General features: G+C 41.2%; 11 protein-coding genes. 6 read left to right on the top strand and 5 right to left on the bottom strand.

What is annotated here, in order from left to right:
* Positions 1 to 78: 78 nt before the first annotated feature.
* Together hldE and FPK91_RS09865 are read left to right on the top strand one after the other, a co-directional pair.
* Entirely contained in the window at positions 79 to 1,509 is a 1,431-nt protein-coding gene (hldE, locus tag FPK91_RS09870; protein ID WP_144210928.1) for a bifunctional D-glycero-beta-D-manno-heptose-7-phosphate kinase/D-glycero-beta-D-manno-heptose 1-phosphate adenylyltransferase HldE, read from the top strand.
* Complete coding sequence (locus FPK91_RS09865; protein WP_144210926.1) at positions 1,509 to 2,537, top strand: hypothetical protein; 1,029 nt, start codon at positions 1,509 to 1,511, stop codon at positions 2,535 to 2,537. Before hldE ends, FPK91_RS09865 begins: the two co-directional genes overlap by 1 nt.
* 229 nt (positions 2,538 to 2,766) lie before the next feature.
* Here FPK91_RS09865 and FPK91_RS09860 read toward each other — a convergent pair whose 3' ends face one another.
* The 5 genes from FPK91_RS09860 to FPK91_RS09840 form a co-directional block, all read right to left on the bottom strand.
* On the bottom strand, positions 2,767 to 4,131 hold the full coding sequence (locus FPK91_RS09860; RefSeq protein WP_144210925.1) for a MipA/OmpV family protein: 1,365 nt from the start codon (positions 4,129 to 4,131) through the stop codon (positions 2,767 to 2,769).
* Between the two features lie 167 nt (positions 4,132 to 4,298).
* Positions 4,299 to 5,336, bottom strand: a complete 1,038-nt coding sequence (locus FPK91_RS09855) for a sensor domain-containing diguanylate cyclase (RefSeq protein ID WP_144210923.1) — start codon at positions 5,334 to 5,336, stop codon at positions 4,299 to 4,301.
* Between the two features lie 174 nt (positions 5,337 to 5,510).
* Entirely contained in the window at positions 5,511 to 6,890 is a 1,380-nt protein-coding gene (locus tag FPK91_RS09850; RefSeq protein WP_144210921.1) for an NAD(P)(+) transhydrogenase (Re/Si-specific) subunit beta, read from the bottom strand.
* Positions 6,891 to 6,895: 5 nt separating this feature from the next.
* Positions 6,896 to 7,171, bottom strand: coding sequence for an NAD(P) transhydrogenase subunit alpha (locus FPK91_RS09845; protein WP_076540864.1), 276 nt, complete (start codon positions 7,169 to 7,171; stop codon positions 6,896 to 6,898).
* Positions 7,172 to 7,176: 5 nt separating this feature from the next.
* A complete protein-coding gene (locus tag FPK91_RS09840) occupies positions 7,177 to 8,370 on the bottom strand; it encodes an NAD(P) transhydrogenase subunit alpha (protein ID WP_144210919.1) in 1,194 nt (397 codons plus the stop codon).
* Positions 8,371 to 8,686: 316 nt separating this feature from the next.
* Between FPK91_RS09840 and FPK91_RS09835 the strand changes: the two genes are divergently transcribed.
* The 4 genes from FPK91_RS09835 to FPK91_RS09820 all read left to right on the top strand — a co-directional run bounded on the left by FPK91_RS09835 (position 8,687) and on the right by FPK91_RS09820 (position 15,463).
* Entirely contained in the window at positions 8,687 to 10,471 is a 1,785-nt protein-coding gene (locus FPK91_RS09835; protein WP_144210917.1) for an assimilatory sulfite reductase (NADPH) flavoprotein subunit, read from the top strand.
* 90 nt (positions 10,472 to 10,561) lie between these two features.
* Positions 10,562 to 12,253 (top strand): assimilatory sulfite reductase (NADPH) hemoprotein subunit, encoded by a 1,692-nt coding sequence (gene cysI, locus FPK91_RS09830; protein WP_144210915.1) that lies wholly within the window; start codon positions 10,562 to 10,564, stop codon positions 12,251 to 12,253.
* Positions 12,254 to 12,278: 25 nt separating this feature from the next.
* A complete protein-coding gene (locus tag FPK91_RS09825) occupies positions 12,279 to 13,019 on the top strand; it encodes a phosphoadenylyl-sulfate reductase (RefSeq protein WP_405127349.1) in 741 nt (246 codons plus the stop codon).
* Positions 13,020 to 13,741: 722 nt separating this feature from the next.
* Positions 13,742 to 15,463 carry a hypothetical protein gene (locus tag FPK91_RS09820; protein ID WP_144210911.1) on the top strand — a complete coding sequence of 574 codons (1,722 nt, stop codon included), beginning with the start codon at positions 13,742 to 13,744 and terminating at the stop codon, positions 15,461 to 15,463.
* Positions 15,464 to 15,514: the final 51 nt, after the last annotated feature.

Below are 15,514 nucleotides of genomic sequence, written 5' to 3'. Positions count from 1 at the left end.
TAGTTTCTATTCTAACTTAATTTTAGAGCAAAATTAGGTACAATCACTGTTAAATATCAGCAAAAGAATAAGTTTACTATGAAGGTATCTCTTCCTGCATTCGAAAAAGCACGTGTTTTAGTTGTCGGCGATGTCATGCTTGACCGTTATTGGGTTGGCCCGACAGGTCGAATTTCACCTGAAGCACCAGTACCTGTAGTTAACATTAATCAAATTGAAGATCGTCCCGGTGGCGCTGCTAACGTCGCATTAAACATTGCAGCATTGGGCGGCCAGGTTCAGCTTGCGGGTATTGTCGGTAATGACGAGGCTGCTAAAGCCCTAACTGTTGGTGTGCAAACTCAAGGTGTAGAACCTCGATGGTTAACGGTTCCTAATAAGCCAACTATCACCAAATTAAGAGTTTTTTCACGTAATCAACAGCTTATCCGTTTAGATTTTGAAGAAAAATATCAGAAAGCTGATAGTGAAAACTTGTTTAATAGCAGTGAAGCCATTTTAGATAATGTCGATGTTTTGGTGCTATCAGACTACGCTAAAGGCGCAATTGATTCTCCAATCGACTTTATTGCCAAAGCTCGTGCTAAAGGCGTAACAGTACTTGTTGATCCCAAAGGCAGTGACTTTTCACGCTATCGTGGCGCTTCATTATTAACACCAAACATGAGTGAATTTGAAGCCGTTGTTGGTACTGTGACAAGTGAAGCTGACTTAATTGAAAAAGCGAAAAAAGTCATTAAAGAAAATGATTTAGATGCAATTTTGGTGACTCGCTCTGAAAAGGGTATGACCTTGATTAGCCAAGATGAAGCTGAATTACACATTCCAACAGTTGCTCGTGAAGTTTATGACGTTACTGGTGCGGGAGATACGGTTATTTCGGCATTGGCAAGTTCACTTGCCGCTGGTAGCTCACTTGCACAAGCCTGTTCAATTGCCAACATCGCTGCGGGTGTCGTGGTGGCTAAACTCGGTACCGCAACAGTTAGCCGTATCGAATTGATTGAAGCATTAGCGTTAAATCAAGGTGAATCAGGTTTTGGTGTCGTTACAGAAGATCAATTAGCTTATGCCATTGAGCAAGCCCGTCTTCGCGGTGAAAAAGTGGTAATGACTAATGGTTGTTTTGATATTTTACATGCTGGGCATGTTAGTTACCTTCAGCAAGCCAAAGAATTAGGTCATCGTTTAATCGTTGCGGTTAATGATGATGCTTCAGTGAAGCGCTTAAAAGGCGAAGGCCGTCCTGTAAATCAGGTTGATCGCCGCATGGCTGTGCTGGCCGGACTTGCTTCTGTTGATTGGGTTATCCCATTTAGTGAAGATACACCGCAACGTGTGATCAGCCGCTTATTACCTGATTCATTGGTAAAAGGTGGAGATTATAAAGTTGAAGAAGTCGCTGGTGGCGAAGAAGTTATCGCTGCTGGTGGCAGTGTCGAAATCCTTGGATTTGAAGACGGCGTCTCTACAACCGCGATTATTGAAAATATCATGGCTAATAAGTAGTGAGTATTCGGGCACTGCTTATTTTAATCAGTGCCATTTTATTTAGTGCTATTGTCATCAGTCAGCCATTGCTGGCTGATGTTACATTACCTTTTAACACTCAAACTCAAATTCAATCTGACACTCATAACCATACTCATAATCAAAACCAGACCAATAACCTTTCATCACCCCAATTTCCCATTACTCAAAATTCTACAAAGCTTTTACATTGGATTCCTATCGCATCTAAGCAAGCTCTGGTCTGTGATATCGCTTTCTATCTTAATTGTTTAAATAAGCTTCCTGTAGCATTAGCCATTCAATTACCCAAGCCAAATAAGATCACAACCTTTTTAGGTCAAAGAACTGCGATGGTATTAGCTGTTGAACATCAAAATATCGCCGGTCTTATTATCGTTAGTGCTAAGTCTTCTATTCCTGAAACGATATCTTCTATAAATGGTGTGACATATCAACTAGACCTGGAGGAGCAATTTAAGCTGACGTTATGGCATGAAATGGGTCATTTGGAGAATATTGCCTTGTTAGGTGAAACGCTTCCTGCTTCCCTATCTGCATATGAACATGAATGGTTAGCTGATATTTACTTAGTGTGGCGAATAGCCCAAGAGCATAAGGATTTGGACTTAGCCTGGCAGCAGTTTCATCGACGAAATATGGATCTTATCAGCGATCGAAATAATATGACCCATTGGAGCGCTCCCCAATTGCAATGGATACTGAGCCAATATCAGCTAAATGACATTCTCGATTTTGAGCTCTACAGTGAATTTGTTACCGCCATTATGCCTATATTAACTGTTCCTGATAAAACTGAACGGTCTGAAATTTCCAGCCTAGTACAGCGTACTTTTAGTCACAGTACGCTTACCTTACCTAAATATATGCTTTGGCGGCAACAGCAACTTATCGATGTCATTTACCCAACCTTATCCATGCTAATGGGTGAGAACAAGGCCCAGCAATGGCTAATTGAACAATTTCCAGAAGCTGAAAAAATGCTGAAAGTAGCACACGCTGAATAGAATGTAGCGTGTTTTATAAATGGCAGAAATTCGGATTGAAAGCACAAAGCTAAAATTATGGTTTTTCGATAATTAAGCTGTGATAGTTGAAATGAGATCAGAACTCTTGTAATCAATCCAAGGGTATTTTTATATTACTGCGGTAGGTGTCAATTAATCAAAAGGCGACCTTTAAGGTCGCCTTTATGCTGTTGGTATTATCATTGTTGTGAGTGTTTATTTCACCGGGTTAAAAGTGCCATTGGACATAAACCGAATTGTAGTTACTACCACCTTTAATTCGGCCAAAGGCTGAACTGGTTTCAAATATGCCCGATCTATGGTGAATGCTGTAACCTAACCAGGCATTTTGCATTGGCGCATAATTGAAAACATCCCCTAAATTGACATCAAACGAAAAATCTAAGTAGTTTAACAATTTAGAAGGTCGGTAATCTTTTTCTGCTAATTCACTACCTTCGATATAGGTCACATCAGAGACATAAGATAAACCTTCAGCTACACCGATACGAAAACGCCAACCTAAATCTACGGTGTAAAATGCTTTCACAGCAATAACGCCTTCAGCTAAGTTATCTTGGACTTCTGAATCGTGATGCCAGACGGCACCCGTCGTTAGATATAGATCGATGGGTAAAGTGAATAAGCTATCACTAAGCGGAATACCGTAAAAAAGGGATGTGAGCTGATTATTATAACGGTCACCTTTAGCTTTACCGGTTAATATCGCATTTAAGTTTGAAGGTGTTGCCCAACCATGCGCAACCCTTAAAAATTCCCCACTTTCTTTAGGAACTGGATTAGTGTTTGGTCTTTTGTTGTCAGGGAAGAAGCCAAAGCCTAAGAAGGTTTCAAATTGATATTGATTTTCAATAGTGGGTAAATCATAGATATCATCCTCAAGACGAGTCACGCCAAAGTTACCGAGTAAATACAAATTACTGGCGAGGTGATAACGGGCATTTACACCGGCTGAAAATGATAAACCAGCCCCTGGGTCTGCTAACTCTAATCCATAATAATGTTCATTAAAATCACTGCTTTTCCACTGTAGCTCAGCATAAGGATTAAGCTGCCAGTCACCGCCTTGCCAGTGATATTGTGTGCGGGTATAACCATAGGTGCGTTTGTTACCGTCACTCATTATTGCTACATCGGCTTCTAGACTGTCTTTTTGAAAACGATATTGAAAGCCCACATCAAAGGCGTCTGATTGCGTTTCGTTTTGATATTCTTGCGGTATATCGACAAAGCGAAAACGGCTGTAGACATTGATTTGGTGTTCATCATTTTTCCATAAATGCACCCCGCCTTCTAAACCATCTAAGTAAAAATAGTCATTTTTAAACTCGAGGAGTGGCATGACATCTGAAACGTTATCATCTTCGGTTGCGTAGGGAATACCGGCTCTGCGTAAACCAATTCCTACCCCCCAAGTTGTTGGGAAATACTCAACCTCACTACCATTTTCCTGTTCAATGTTTGTTTCTGACTTGGTCGTTTTAAGCGTTTCATTTTTTGGCGCTGCCATGACAGGAAAAGCGCATGCGCTGACACAAATAAGGGCTGTAAATAAGTGAGGTGTTGTTGACATAAACGTTTTACCAGTAATCTTTAATGCTAATGACTAACCTTTACCTAGCTGAAATCATGATTTTCAAAACTAAGTTGGCGCTAATTTTCGTTTGGTTTTTCAATATTATAGCATGCTGATTTTAGCTTTTGCTGTAACAGCACTGCAATGAGTTTATCTTTTAAATTTTACTGGTTGTCGCAATGTTTTAAATTAGTCCTTAAAGGACTGACATTTTGATCTTTTTGCCAGAATGAAAAATTATGTTTCCCAGCTTGTTTGATCCCATACATGGCGTTATCGGCCTGCTCACAGACTCGAATGAATTTGTCTAGATGATTAAAACAACTTATGCCGATACTCAGACCTAATGAAAGAGTTTTATTATCAATTTCTTGTAAATGCTTAAAGTGGGATATCAATGCCCTCGCAAGCACACTGATGGTCTCATATTCTGAAATAGAGCTAATGACTACAAACTCGTCACCACCCAACCGTGCTATTTTTGCATCATGATTGGGTAGCAAGGTGTCGCAATAATGCTTGAGAATCTGGCTAATTTCCACTAATACGAGATCGCCGAAATGATGACCGTATTTGTCGTTAACTTTTTTAAAGTTATCGACATCAATAAAAAGCAGGGTTCCTGAACTGAAATGTTTATCTTGCTGTATTTGTTGGTAAGCTTTTTCTGCTGCGGTTCGATTTAATAAATCGGTGAGAGGGTCTTGGTGGGCAAGTCTGGCTAAATCGAGTTCATAGCGTTTTTCTTGAGTGATATCGATATGGGTGCCCATTATCCTAAGGGGTTGTCCATCTTGGGTATACTCAACAATACGCCCCCTGTCTGAAACCCAACTAGTGGTACCATTTTTATGGATCATTCGGTGGACCGCTTGGTACACTTCTTCTTTGCCTACGAGGTGATCTTCAAAGGCGGCAATGACCCAATCTTTATCTTCAGGATGTAAATGACCTTTCCAGCTAGAAACGTTTGCAGCCCGTTCTTCAAGCGTGTAGCCCAGCAATGCGCCCCAATCTTGATTAAATATGGTTAAGTCGCCCGTTGGAATATGTTGCTCCCAAAGGCATAACCCTGTGCCATCTAAGGTTGCTGATAGTTTTTCTTCACATAGCTTTAGCTGCTTTTTTAGCGATTGGTTCTCTTTAGTTAGTTGTTCTAACTTAGCATTCAGCAGTTGAACTTGTGAAGCTCGGGGATCCATTAGCGAAAATCTTCCTTTTTCGTAAAAGTATTGATTATTATTTGTACTTTTAATAAGCGAAATAGTCAATGTTCGCTTAATATCCATGACTAGAATATCACTTTTGCTTTTTTTACCAATAAAAAAGGCCGCTAAGCGGCCATTTTGTTGGTTAAACTTTCAACATGTTGAAAATTAATCAGCTTCTTTTAAGCTCTGAGTGAGCTCAACGATGCCTTTTTTACCATCACCAAACAACATTAGGGTGTTATCCATGGCAAATAATGGATTAGGTAAACCGGCAAATCCAGGGCTTAATGAACGCTTAACCACCACAACAGTGCGGGCTTTATCGACATTCAGAATAGGCATTCCGTAGATTGGGCTGCCTTTATCTTCACGAGCCATTGGGTTGGTAACATCATTTGCACCAATAACAATCGCCATATCCGTTTGAGCAAATTGTGGATTAATCTCATCCATTTCAATTAACTGCTCATAAGGCACTTCAGCTTCTGCAAGTAATACATTCATGTGACCAGGCATCCGACCAGCAACAGGGTGAATCGCATACTTAACATCAACACCGCGCTCTTGTAAGACGTTAGCTAGCTCACGAACTGCATGCTGTGCTTGTGCCATCGCTAAACCGTAACCAGGAACAATAACCACACGTTCAGCTGTTTCTAGCATCATTGCAATTTCATCTGGAGAGGTTGATTTCACTTTACCTGCGTAAACTTCATCAGCATCAATTTTCTCGCCGCCTTCAGCCATAACACCGAACAGTACATTGAACAGTGAACGGTTCATCGCTTTACACATGATTTGCGTGAGGATGATACCTGACGCGCCTACCAGTGAGCCTGAAACTACCAGGACGGTATTACCAGTAATGAAACCCGTTGTTGCAGCTGCGATACCTGAATATGAGTTCAGTAGTGCAATCACAACCGGCATATCAGCGCCGCCAATTGGCACTACTAATAACACACCTAAAACCACAGCAACTGCAACTAAGGCATACATTAACGCAGGGTTAGAAGGGTCAATCACTAGTGCTATGGCTAAACCAACGGCAGTGATAAGCAATAATGCGTTAAGTATTTTATTGCCAGGGACTTTGATTGGATTACCAGAAATTAGCTCTTGGAGCTTGGCAAACGCGACAAATGAACCAGATAACGTCACTGAACCAATAATTATCGTCGCACCAATAGAGATTAGTGCAACAACACTGGTCGCAGCGGTTGGATCAAGGAAGCTTGCTGCTGCAATAGCGAGTGAAGCACCACCACCAAAACCATTCAGTAGTGCAACCATTTGAGGCATGTCGGTGACTTTAATTTTAGTCGCCATAACCGCACCAATGGTGCCACCTAATAGTACGCCGGCAATGATCCATTCATAGCTAAGAATACTCTGGTCAAATAGCGTTACCACCACGGCAATGAACATACCCATTGCAGATAATTGGTTGCCACGAACCGCTGTTTTAGGTTTTGTCAGCCCTTTAATACCAAGAATAAAAAGGACTGCGGCAACAAGGTAAGCCAAATAAATAAATGTTGTCATTGAGTCTATTTCCTCTTGAACATAGCTAGCATGCGGTTGGTTACCATGTAACCACCAACCACATTAATGGTAGCCAGTACTACGGCGATAAAACCAAGTACGTTAACCATGATGCCACCGCCAGAACCTGCTGACAGTAGGGCGCCAACCAGTGAAATACCTGAAATAGCATTCGAACCAGACATTAATGGCGTGTGAAGAGTGGGTGGAACTTTAGTAATAAGTTCAACACCTAAAAATACCGCGACGACAAAAAGCGTCAGCAATAATAACAAGGTCATATCCATTATGCTTTTTCCTCTACAGTCGTGTCAGCTTCAGGCGTTGCTAAAGGCGCTAGACCTAATAAATCTCTCAGGCGAGCACTGGTCACTTCTTTGCCATGGGCAACGACAGTATCTCTTACAATTTCGTCTTCAAAATCAAGAACCAGTTCACCTTCTTTACTGATGATTAAGTTCAGTAAATTTTCGACATTTTTACCATACATTTGGCTGGCATGATTAGCGGCAGTGCTAGGCACGTTAGAAGGGCCCAAGATCATGACGCCGTTATGCATAACAACTTCATCAACACGGGTCAATTCACAGTTACCACCTGATTCAGCCGCTAAATCAACGATGATGGTGCCATTTTTCATGCCATCAACCATTTCTTTAGTAATCAGAACAGGGGCTTTGCGACCTGGAATTGCTGCTGTGGTAATCACAATGTCTTGTTGCGCTAACACATTAGCCATAGCTTGTTGTTGACGCTTTAAAAAGTCATCACTTTGCTCGGTAGCATAGCCACCTTTAGTTTCGGTGTTTTCAGCTTCGATATCGAGCTCAACAGGTTTTGCACCAACAGAAATAATCTGTTCGCGCGCCGCTGGGCGAATATCATAGGCTTCGACAACTGCACCGAGACGTTTAGCGGTTGCACAGGCCTGAAGGCCTGCTACACCCACACCCATAATAAAGGCGCGAGTGGGTTTTAATGTCCCTGCTGCAGTCATCATCATTGGGAATAAGCGCGGCGCTTTATGAGCCGCTAGCAATACGGCTTTATAACCTGAAATCGTTGCCATTGATGACAAGATATCCATGCTTTGAGCGCGAGTAATACGCGGAATCAATTCTAAGGCAATCGCGCTGCCACCCGTGTCTGCAATAGCTTGTGCATTCTGAGGATTAATCAGAGGATCCATCATTCCAATAACCAATTGATGAGGCTTGATTACAGCTTTAATTTCATCAAATTGATCGCCCTTACAGTTAACCACTGTAAGGATATCGGCATCTGCTAGTAATGCTTCTCTTGAAGAAGCAATAGTGGCTCCAACCTTGACATAATCGTCGTCGGTAAAGCCTGCGTTTAATCCAGCGCCTGATTCTACGATCACTTGTAGCTGTTTTTTCAATAATACGGTCACATTAGCAGGGATTAACGCAACGCGTAGCTCACCTGGGTGACTCTCTTTCGGTAGACCTAATTTCAAAAGGACAACCTCTTAGTTATTTTGATAGGGAAGGGTCGGGTCGTTTAAGCACCTAATACATACTAGATGATTTAAGTACCATATTTTTTTTAAAGTGCATCATTCTGGCAATTCTTAAGTTTGATACAAGTAAAGAATGCGCTAAATCGCATTTTTACAGAGGTCTGACCTAAAAGTTTGCACTACACCACACTTTTGTAGCTTAAAAATCACGCTTTGCATATTCCTTAATGGAATAAAGAATCAACTTTTATTCTTTTTTGGTTTTAAGGAACCAGAGTAATCTTATGACATTAAATTGTTATAGGGCTCTCTAATGTTGTTAAAAGAACTTTCTTCATTCGCATCGCCATTGTCACAAGGACAAGTCGATAAGCTAAAACAGCTCACTTCTGAATTATCTGCAGTGCAATTAGCTTGGGTTAGTGGCTATTTGGCAGCATCTTCAAACCAAGGGCTAACAACTGCAGCGCCAGAGGCAAGTGCAGCACAAACAGTGACTATTTTATTTGGTAGCCAAACGGGTAATGGTCAAGGCATTGCTAAAGATTTGGCTGCGCAAGCATCCGCTAAAGGTTTTTCGGTTAATTTAACCTCAATGGCTGATTACAATGTACGTCAGTTAAAACAAGAAACCATTTTGATTGCGGTCGTGAGTACCCATGGTGAGGGTGAAGCGCCAGATGATGCCATCGAATTACATAAGTTTCTTGCTTCAAAACGAGCGCCTAAGTTAGATCAACTTAATTTTTCAATTTTGGCACTGGGTGATTCAAGTTATGAGTTTTATTGCCAAACTGGCAAAGACTTTAGTGAACGCTTATCTGCTTTAGGTGCAAAAGAATTATTGCCTCTTGTTGAGTGTGATGTTGATTACGAAGAAGCTTCAGAGCAATGGCTTGAATCTGTATTAACGGTTGTTGAGCCATTGGTTGAAACCAGCAGTGCCAGTGTTGTATCGATTGATACAGCCAAGTCTGTTGGTGAAAGTGAATTCACTAAGCAAAATCCTTATGAAGCAGAAGTGTTATTAAGTCAAAAGCTCACCGGTCGTGATTCTGATCGTGATGTTCGCCATGTTGAAATCGATTTAGGCGAATCAGGTATTAATTATCAAGTGGGCGATGCCTTAGGTATTTGGTTTACTAATAATGACTCGTTAGTCACTGAAGTGATAAGCGGTCTAGCATTAGACGGCGCAGCTGAAGTTGTTGTGAGTAAAAATACGTTATCACTACAACAGGCATTAACAGATAAAAAAGAGCTAACTCAACTTTACCCTGGTCTTGTGACGGCATGGGCAGAGCTTGCGGGGAATGCAGACCTTAGCGCGATTGCTGCAGATAAAGAGCAAACTCGCCAGTTTGTATTAGGTCATCAATTAGCTGATTTAATCAGTTTGTATCCAGTAAAAATCGATGCTGCAACCTTAGTGAGTTTATTACGCCCATTAACACCGCGTTTGTATTCAATTGCTTCTAGCCAAGCTGAAGTTGAAAACGAAGTGCATTTAACTGTCGCACTGGTTGAAGATGAACGTGAAGGTCAAGCTCGCTTTGGCGGCGCTTCGCACTTCTTAGCTTCAGCAGAAGAAGGTCAGCAAGTTAAGGTATACGTTGAACCGAATAAGCATTTCCGTTTACCAGACAATAGCGACATCCCAGTGATCATGGTTGGTCCGGGAACGGGTGTAGCGCCATTTAGAGCCTTCATGCAGCAGCGTGCAGCAGATGGTGTGAATAGTGATAGCTGGTTATTCTTTGGTAACCCACATTTCGAGCAAGACTTCCTTTATCAAGTTGAGTGGCAACAGTATTTAAAGTCGGGCGATCTATCTCGTCTTGATGTGGCTTTTTCTCGTGACCAAGAACATAAAATTTATGTGCAACATCGTATTGCTGAACAAGGCGAAGCGATTTGGGCATGGTTACAAAGTGGTGCACATTTCTATATCTGTGGCGATGCAGATCGCATGGCGAAAGATGTCCATCAAGCATTGTTAGATGTCGCGGTTAAGTTTGGTGGTTTAGATGCACAAGGTGCAGAAAACTATCTTGAAGAACTTCGCAGTGCTAAGCGTTATCAAAAAGACGTTTACTAAGTTAAGACTGAATTAAGCATACAGAACAGAATAAACACGCTGGTGAGATGAAGTGACTGGCGTAATAAAAGCATTGATAGAGGCCACACGATGAGTGAGCAAAAGTTAGCAGTAAATGAATATTTAAAAACCGACAGTGATTACTTGCGCGGTACGATCAAAGAAGGGTTAGATACCCAAGTAACAGGTTCATTTAGCGATGGCGATCAGCAGTTGATCAAATTCCACGGATTTTATCAGCAAGACGATCGTGATTTGCGTAATGAACGTAAGGAACAAAAACTTGAGCCTTTATATAGTTTCATGTTGCGTGCCCGTGTACCTGGTGGGATCTGTAGCCCTGAGCAATGGTTAGATGTCGATAAGATCTCATCAACACTAACCACATCAAACAGTATTCGTTTAACCACCCGCCAAACGTTTCAATATCACGGTATTCCAAAGCGTAATTTAAAAACGCTGATCCAAGGCCTTGATAGAGCAGCCTTGGATTCAATTGCGGCATGTGGTGACGTTAACCGTAACGTAATGTGCAACCCAAACCCAATTGAGTCTAAGTTACATCAACAGGCTTATGCAGTCGCCAAAGAGTTGTCTGATCATTTACTACCTCATACTCATGCTTATGCTGAAATTTGGTTAGATAAAGAAAAGCTGCTTGATACCGAAACTCACGAACCTGTGTACGGTAAAACCTACTTGCCACGTAAGTTTAAAATGGCAGTTGCGGTTCCACCTGACAATGATGTTGATGTGTATACCAATGATCTTGGTTTTGTTGCCATCGCTGAAGCGGGTGAATTAGTTGGTTTTAACCTAGTCGCTGGTGGTGGTATGGGTTCAACCCATGGTGAAGTTGAAACCTTCCCGCGTTTAGCAGATGATTTTGGTTTCATTAAAACTGAAGATGTTATTAAATTTGCTGAAGCGGTAATGACTGTTCAACGTGACTGGGGTAATCGCGTAAACCGTAAGCGTTCACGCTTAAAGTACACCATTGTTGATCATGGTGTTGCAGAATTTAAAGCGGAAGTTGAAAAACGTACCGGGGTGAATTTTGAACCTAGACGTGATGCTGTAATTGGTGATCGCGGAGACCGATATGGTTGGGTTAAAGGCTTAGATAACAACTGGCATTTAACTTTATTCATTGAAAGTGGTCGTATTAAAGATGAGCCTGGTCAAATGCTGCAAACAGGTTTAAGAGAAATCGCTAAAATCCATAAAGGCGATTTTAGAATGACCTCTAACCAGAACATGATTATTGCTGGTGTTGCCGAGCAAGATAAAGCTGCGATTGAAGATTTAGCCCGTAAACATGGATTTTTTGGCAAAGTAATTAGTCAAACTCGCGGCCATTCAATTGCCTGCGTGTCACTGCCTACTTGTCCATTAGCGATGGCGGAAGCAGAAAGATATTTCCCTGAGTTCATAGATCATATTGATGCGCTTCAAGCTAAGCACGGTATTAGCGATCAAGCGATAGTGGTAAGAATGACAGGTTGTCCAAATGGATGTGCGAGACCGTTCGCAGCAGAAATTGGTTTAGTGGGTAAAGCGCCGGGACGTTATAACTTGTATTTAGGTGCAAGCTTTGAAGGCACAAGACTTAATAAGATGTACAAAGAGAATATTCAAGAAGCTGAAATTTTAGCTGAGTTAGACAGAATATTCGGATTGTACGTGCTAGAACGTGATGCTGGTGAAACGTTCGGCAACTTTACTGTTCGTCATGGCATTGTTAAAGCTGTGAATGATGCAGCTGTAGATTTTCATGGCTAATGCGTTAGCGACAGAGGTTAACACAATGATTAATCAGAATGAGTTGCGCGCGTTATTATCAGCGCCCAAATCTGAGCAAGACATTGTTTTAAAAAAAGTGAATACTTTCTTAATGGAGTTATCTCCTCAGGATCGTGTAACTTGGGGACTTGCTCATTTACCTGGTGAACATGCTTTATCGTCCAGTTTTGGTATTCAAGCTGCCGTTATGCTGCATATGGTAAGCCAAGCGCAAACAGATATACCAGTTATTTTAACTGATACCGGATACTTGTTTGCTGAAACCTATCAATTTATTGATGAGTTAACCCAAAGACTGGGTTTAAACCTGCAAGTGTTTCGCGCACAGCAATCTTCTGCGTGGCAAGAAGCGCGTTACGGTAAGCTTTGGGAACAAGATCTTGAAGGGTTAGAAAAGTATAATCGCATCAATAAAGTGGAACCTATGCAACGTGCTTTGGCTGAGTTGAATGTAGGGACTTGGTTTGCGGGGCTGCGTCGATCACAAGCCAGTACCCGTGAAGCACTGCCAATTCTTGCAATCCATGGTGATAAATATAAGTTGCTGCCCATTATTGAATGGAGTAACAAAGATGTGCATGAGTATTTAACTGAACATGAACTCCCTTACCACCCACTGTGGGAAAAGGGATATGTTTCAGTTGGTGACACTCATTCAAGTAAGCCGCTTGAATTGGGGATGAGCGAAGAAGAAACCCGATTCAATGGTTTGAAGCGTGAATGTGGATTACATTACGAAATTTAGCTAATTGCAGGTTAGTCATTTGGTTATAAACATATCAGTCCAATGAGGCTGATATTTTTTGCTTAACGAAAGGCTCAGCATTGAGAAAAACGTAACCTTGTGACTCATCGTTATTCTAAATTGTTGATAATTTGAACGCTTATTATTGGGCTGTGAATATTCATTCGACCAAAGTATTAAGTCCAATGACTGATATTGATAGATGTTGTATTTTTTCACTAAAATCGACTAAAAACTTAGGCAATAATTAATTTTATAGTCTAGATTAAGAAGTTCCCGTAGATGGTTTTGTTGACACTTTAGGCATGTTTTTGCACGCCACGTACCTCCAAAGCCTCGCTCGTATATACGAGTGTTAGTGATTGGCTTGCTAGCGTAAGCATAATCTTTGGTTATCTCGGTTGGCCTTAAATGTGGCCAATCGAGAAACCTTCCCCTGTAGTCGCTTTCTGCAATCGTCCTCTTTTCAAGTACTCTAAAAAACGCGTTAATACTTCGCTTCCTCGTTGTTAATATTTGTTTAATTCCAGTGGTTTGTCATTGATGGATATTATTTGTCGATGAAAAGTATGCTAAATTATTGCGATGCTTACCCAATATTAAAATCTATCAGCTCATAGCTAGTTAGAGGCTATGGGTTTGTTATAAGCATTCAACTAACCATTTACTCTCAAGGAAGAGTGACTTGTTATAACTTACATGTGAATTATGGAGCACGAATAATGAAAAAACTGGCTATAGCAGTGGCAATCGTCGCAGCTGGTGCAGGCGCATATATGCTATCGAGTAATGATGATGCAGACATTGCTGACAACGAAATGCTAGCGTATATCCCCGCTGACACCTTACTTTTTTCAGGGCAGTTTGAACCATTTCCTTTAGAGGATTATTTGTACTCAATGCCAATGGGGCAAAATACAGCCGCTCAACTTGAGCAGCTTGAGCAAGCGGGTTCATATGACAGTGAACAAGAACGTTTTTTTGTTAGTCTCTATAAAAGTTATTTAGTCAGCTTTGAAAATCCAGATGTTTTTTTGAAAACCTTTGGCCTAGATGCCAATATTCAGTCTTATACCTACACCTTAGGGGCGCTACCGGTATTTAAAGTACAAGTAGCCGATGAACAAGCTATTTGGAATGTTCTGGATAAAGCGACTGAAGAAAGTGGCTTATCTTACAAGAGTGAAACCATTAAAGGATTAGAATATCGCGCTTACTCATTGATTGAGGACGATGAATCAATTGATTTAGTGGTTGCTCAGAAAAATGGCTGGTTAACAGTAACCTTAAATACTTCATTCAATAAGCCAGAATTATTAGAAACAGCATTAGGGCTAACCAAAGTCGATAACCCGATTAGTGATAGCGGTATTATTGCTGATATTACCACTTCTCACGGGTTCTTAAGTGACAGTGTGAGTTTTATCAATCATGTGGAACTGGTTAAAGGTTTAACGTCATCTGATGGCAATATGCTGGCTAAACAATTAGCTAAGTTAGGCGAATTAGATGGCTCTGGTAGCGATCCTTTTGCTGAATTTAAAACAGCAGAATGCCAAAGTGAACTCAGTTCTATTGCATCAAATTGGCCTCGCACAGTGATGGGCTTAAAATCATTCGATGTGACGCGCCAAGAAGCAAAATTTGACGCTGAAGTCGTGATTGAGTCTAAAAACCAAGTGATACTAGGTGCATTTAATAAGATGCGCGGCTTTATCCCTAGTTTCAGCAATGGTCTAACTGACAATGCGATGTCTTTAGCTTTTGGCATTGATGTCGCGCAACTTGCGCCAGCATTAACTGAAGTGTGGCAGGATCTGCAAACACCGAGTTATCAGTGTGAAGCATTAGCGCAAATGCAATATGAAATTAGCGGTCAAAACCCGGCAATGCTAGGGATGATGACGGGAATGGCTAATGGCGTTAAAGGCATGAGTGCAACGATTATCGATTTCTCACTCACAGATGAGAATGGTGAGCCAGGGTTTAAGCATTTAGATGCACTCATTAGTTTATCTGCTGAAAACCCTGAAATGCTATTGAATATGGTGAAACCATTTGTGCCTCAGTTAGCACAAGTTCAACTTGAGAAGAATGGTGACCCTATTGATGTGTCTCCATTATTGATGCTACCTCCTTCTATGGGGATTTCTGCAAAAATGGCAATCAAAGATCATCACATTGTTATCTATAGCGGCGATAAAGGTGAAGATTTAGCTAATGAGCTGGCTAAAGAGCCACTGGTTGCGAATGGATTAACGAGCATGTCTATCGACTATCAAAAAGTACTGACGCCAGTATTCAAATTGATAGAAGACAGTGGTGAGGAAGTACCAGAAGAGCTAGAAATGTTGAAAGATTATGATATGCGTATGCAGCTTAACTTCGATATTACTGACAAAGGTATTTCAATTTCTACCCGCGGTCATTCAAAAGCGAAATAGGCCTAGGCTTATTTTAGTTTTGTTTTCGTTTTGCACGGATAGAATAGTTTA

Source organism: Shewanella donghaensis (assembly GCF_007567505.1).
In the GTDB taxonomy this organism is placed as follows: Bacteria; Pseudomonadota; Gammaproteobacteria; order Enterobacterales; family Shewanellaceae; genus Shewanella; species Shewanella donghaensis.
Note: the sequence above shows the minus strand (reverse complement) of the source record. Positions and strands in the feature narration are given on the sequence as shown.

Coding starts and splice junctions, on each gene's coding strand:
- hldE (WP_144210928.1), top strand. CDS start 79: ATGAAGGTATCTCTTCCTGCATTCGAAAAAGCACGTGTTTTAGTTGTC.
- FPK91_RS09860 (WP_144210925.1), bottom strand. CDS start 4,131: ATGTCAACAACACCTCACTTATTTACAGCCCTTATTTGTGTCAGCGCA.
- FPK91_RS09855 (WP_144210923.1), bottom strand. CDS start 5,336: ATGGATCCCCGAGCTTCACAAGTTCAACTGCTGAATGCTAAGTTAGAA.
- FPK91_RS09850 (WP_144210921.1), bottom strand. CDS start 6,890: ATGACAACATTTATTTATTTGGCTTACCTTGTTGCCGCAGTCCTTTTT.
- FPK91_RS09845 (WP_076540864.1), bottom strand. CDS start 7,171: ATGACCTTGTTATTATTGCTGACGCTTTTTGTCGTCGCGGTATTTTTA.
- FPK91_RS09835 (WP_144210917.1), top strand. CDS start 8,687: ATGTTGTTAAAAGAACTTTCTTCATTCGCATCGCCATTGTCACAAGGA.
- cysI (WP_144210915.1), top strand. CDS start 10,562: ATGAGTGAGCAAAAGTTAGCAGTAAATGAATATTTAAAAACCGACAGT.
- FPK91_RS09825 (WP_405127349.1), top strand. CDS start 12,279: ATGATTAATCAGAATGAGTTGCGCGCGTTATTATCAGCGCCCAAATCT.
- FPK91_RS09820 (WP_144210911.1), top strand. CDS start 13,742: ATGAAAAAACTGGCTATAGCAGTGGCAATCGTCGCAGCTGGTGCAGGC.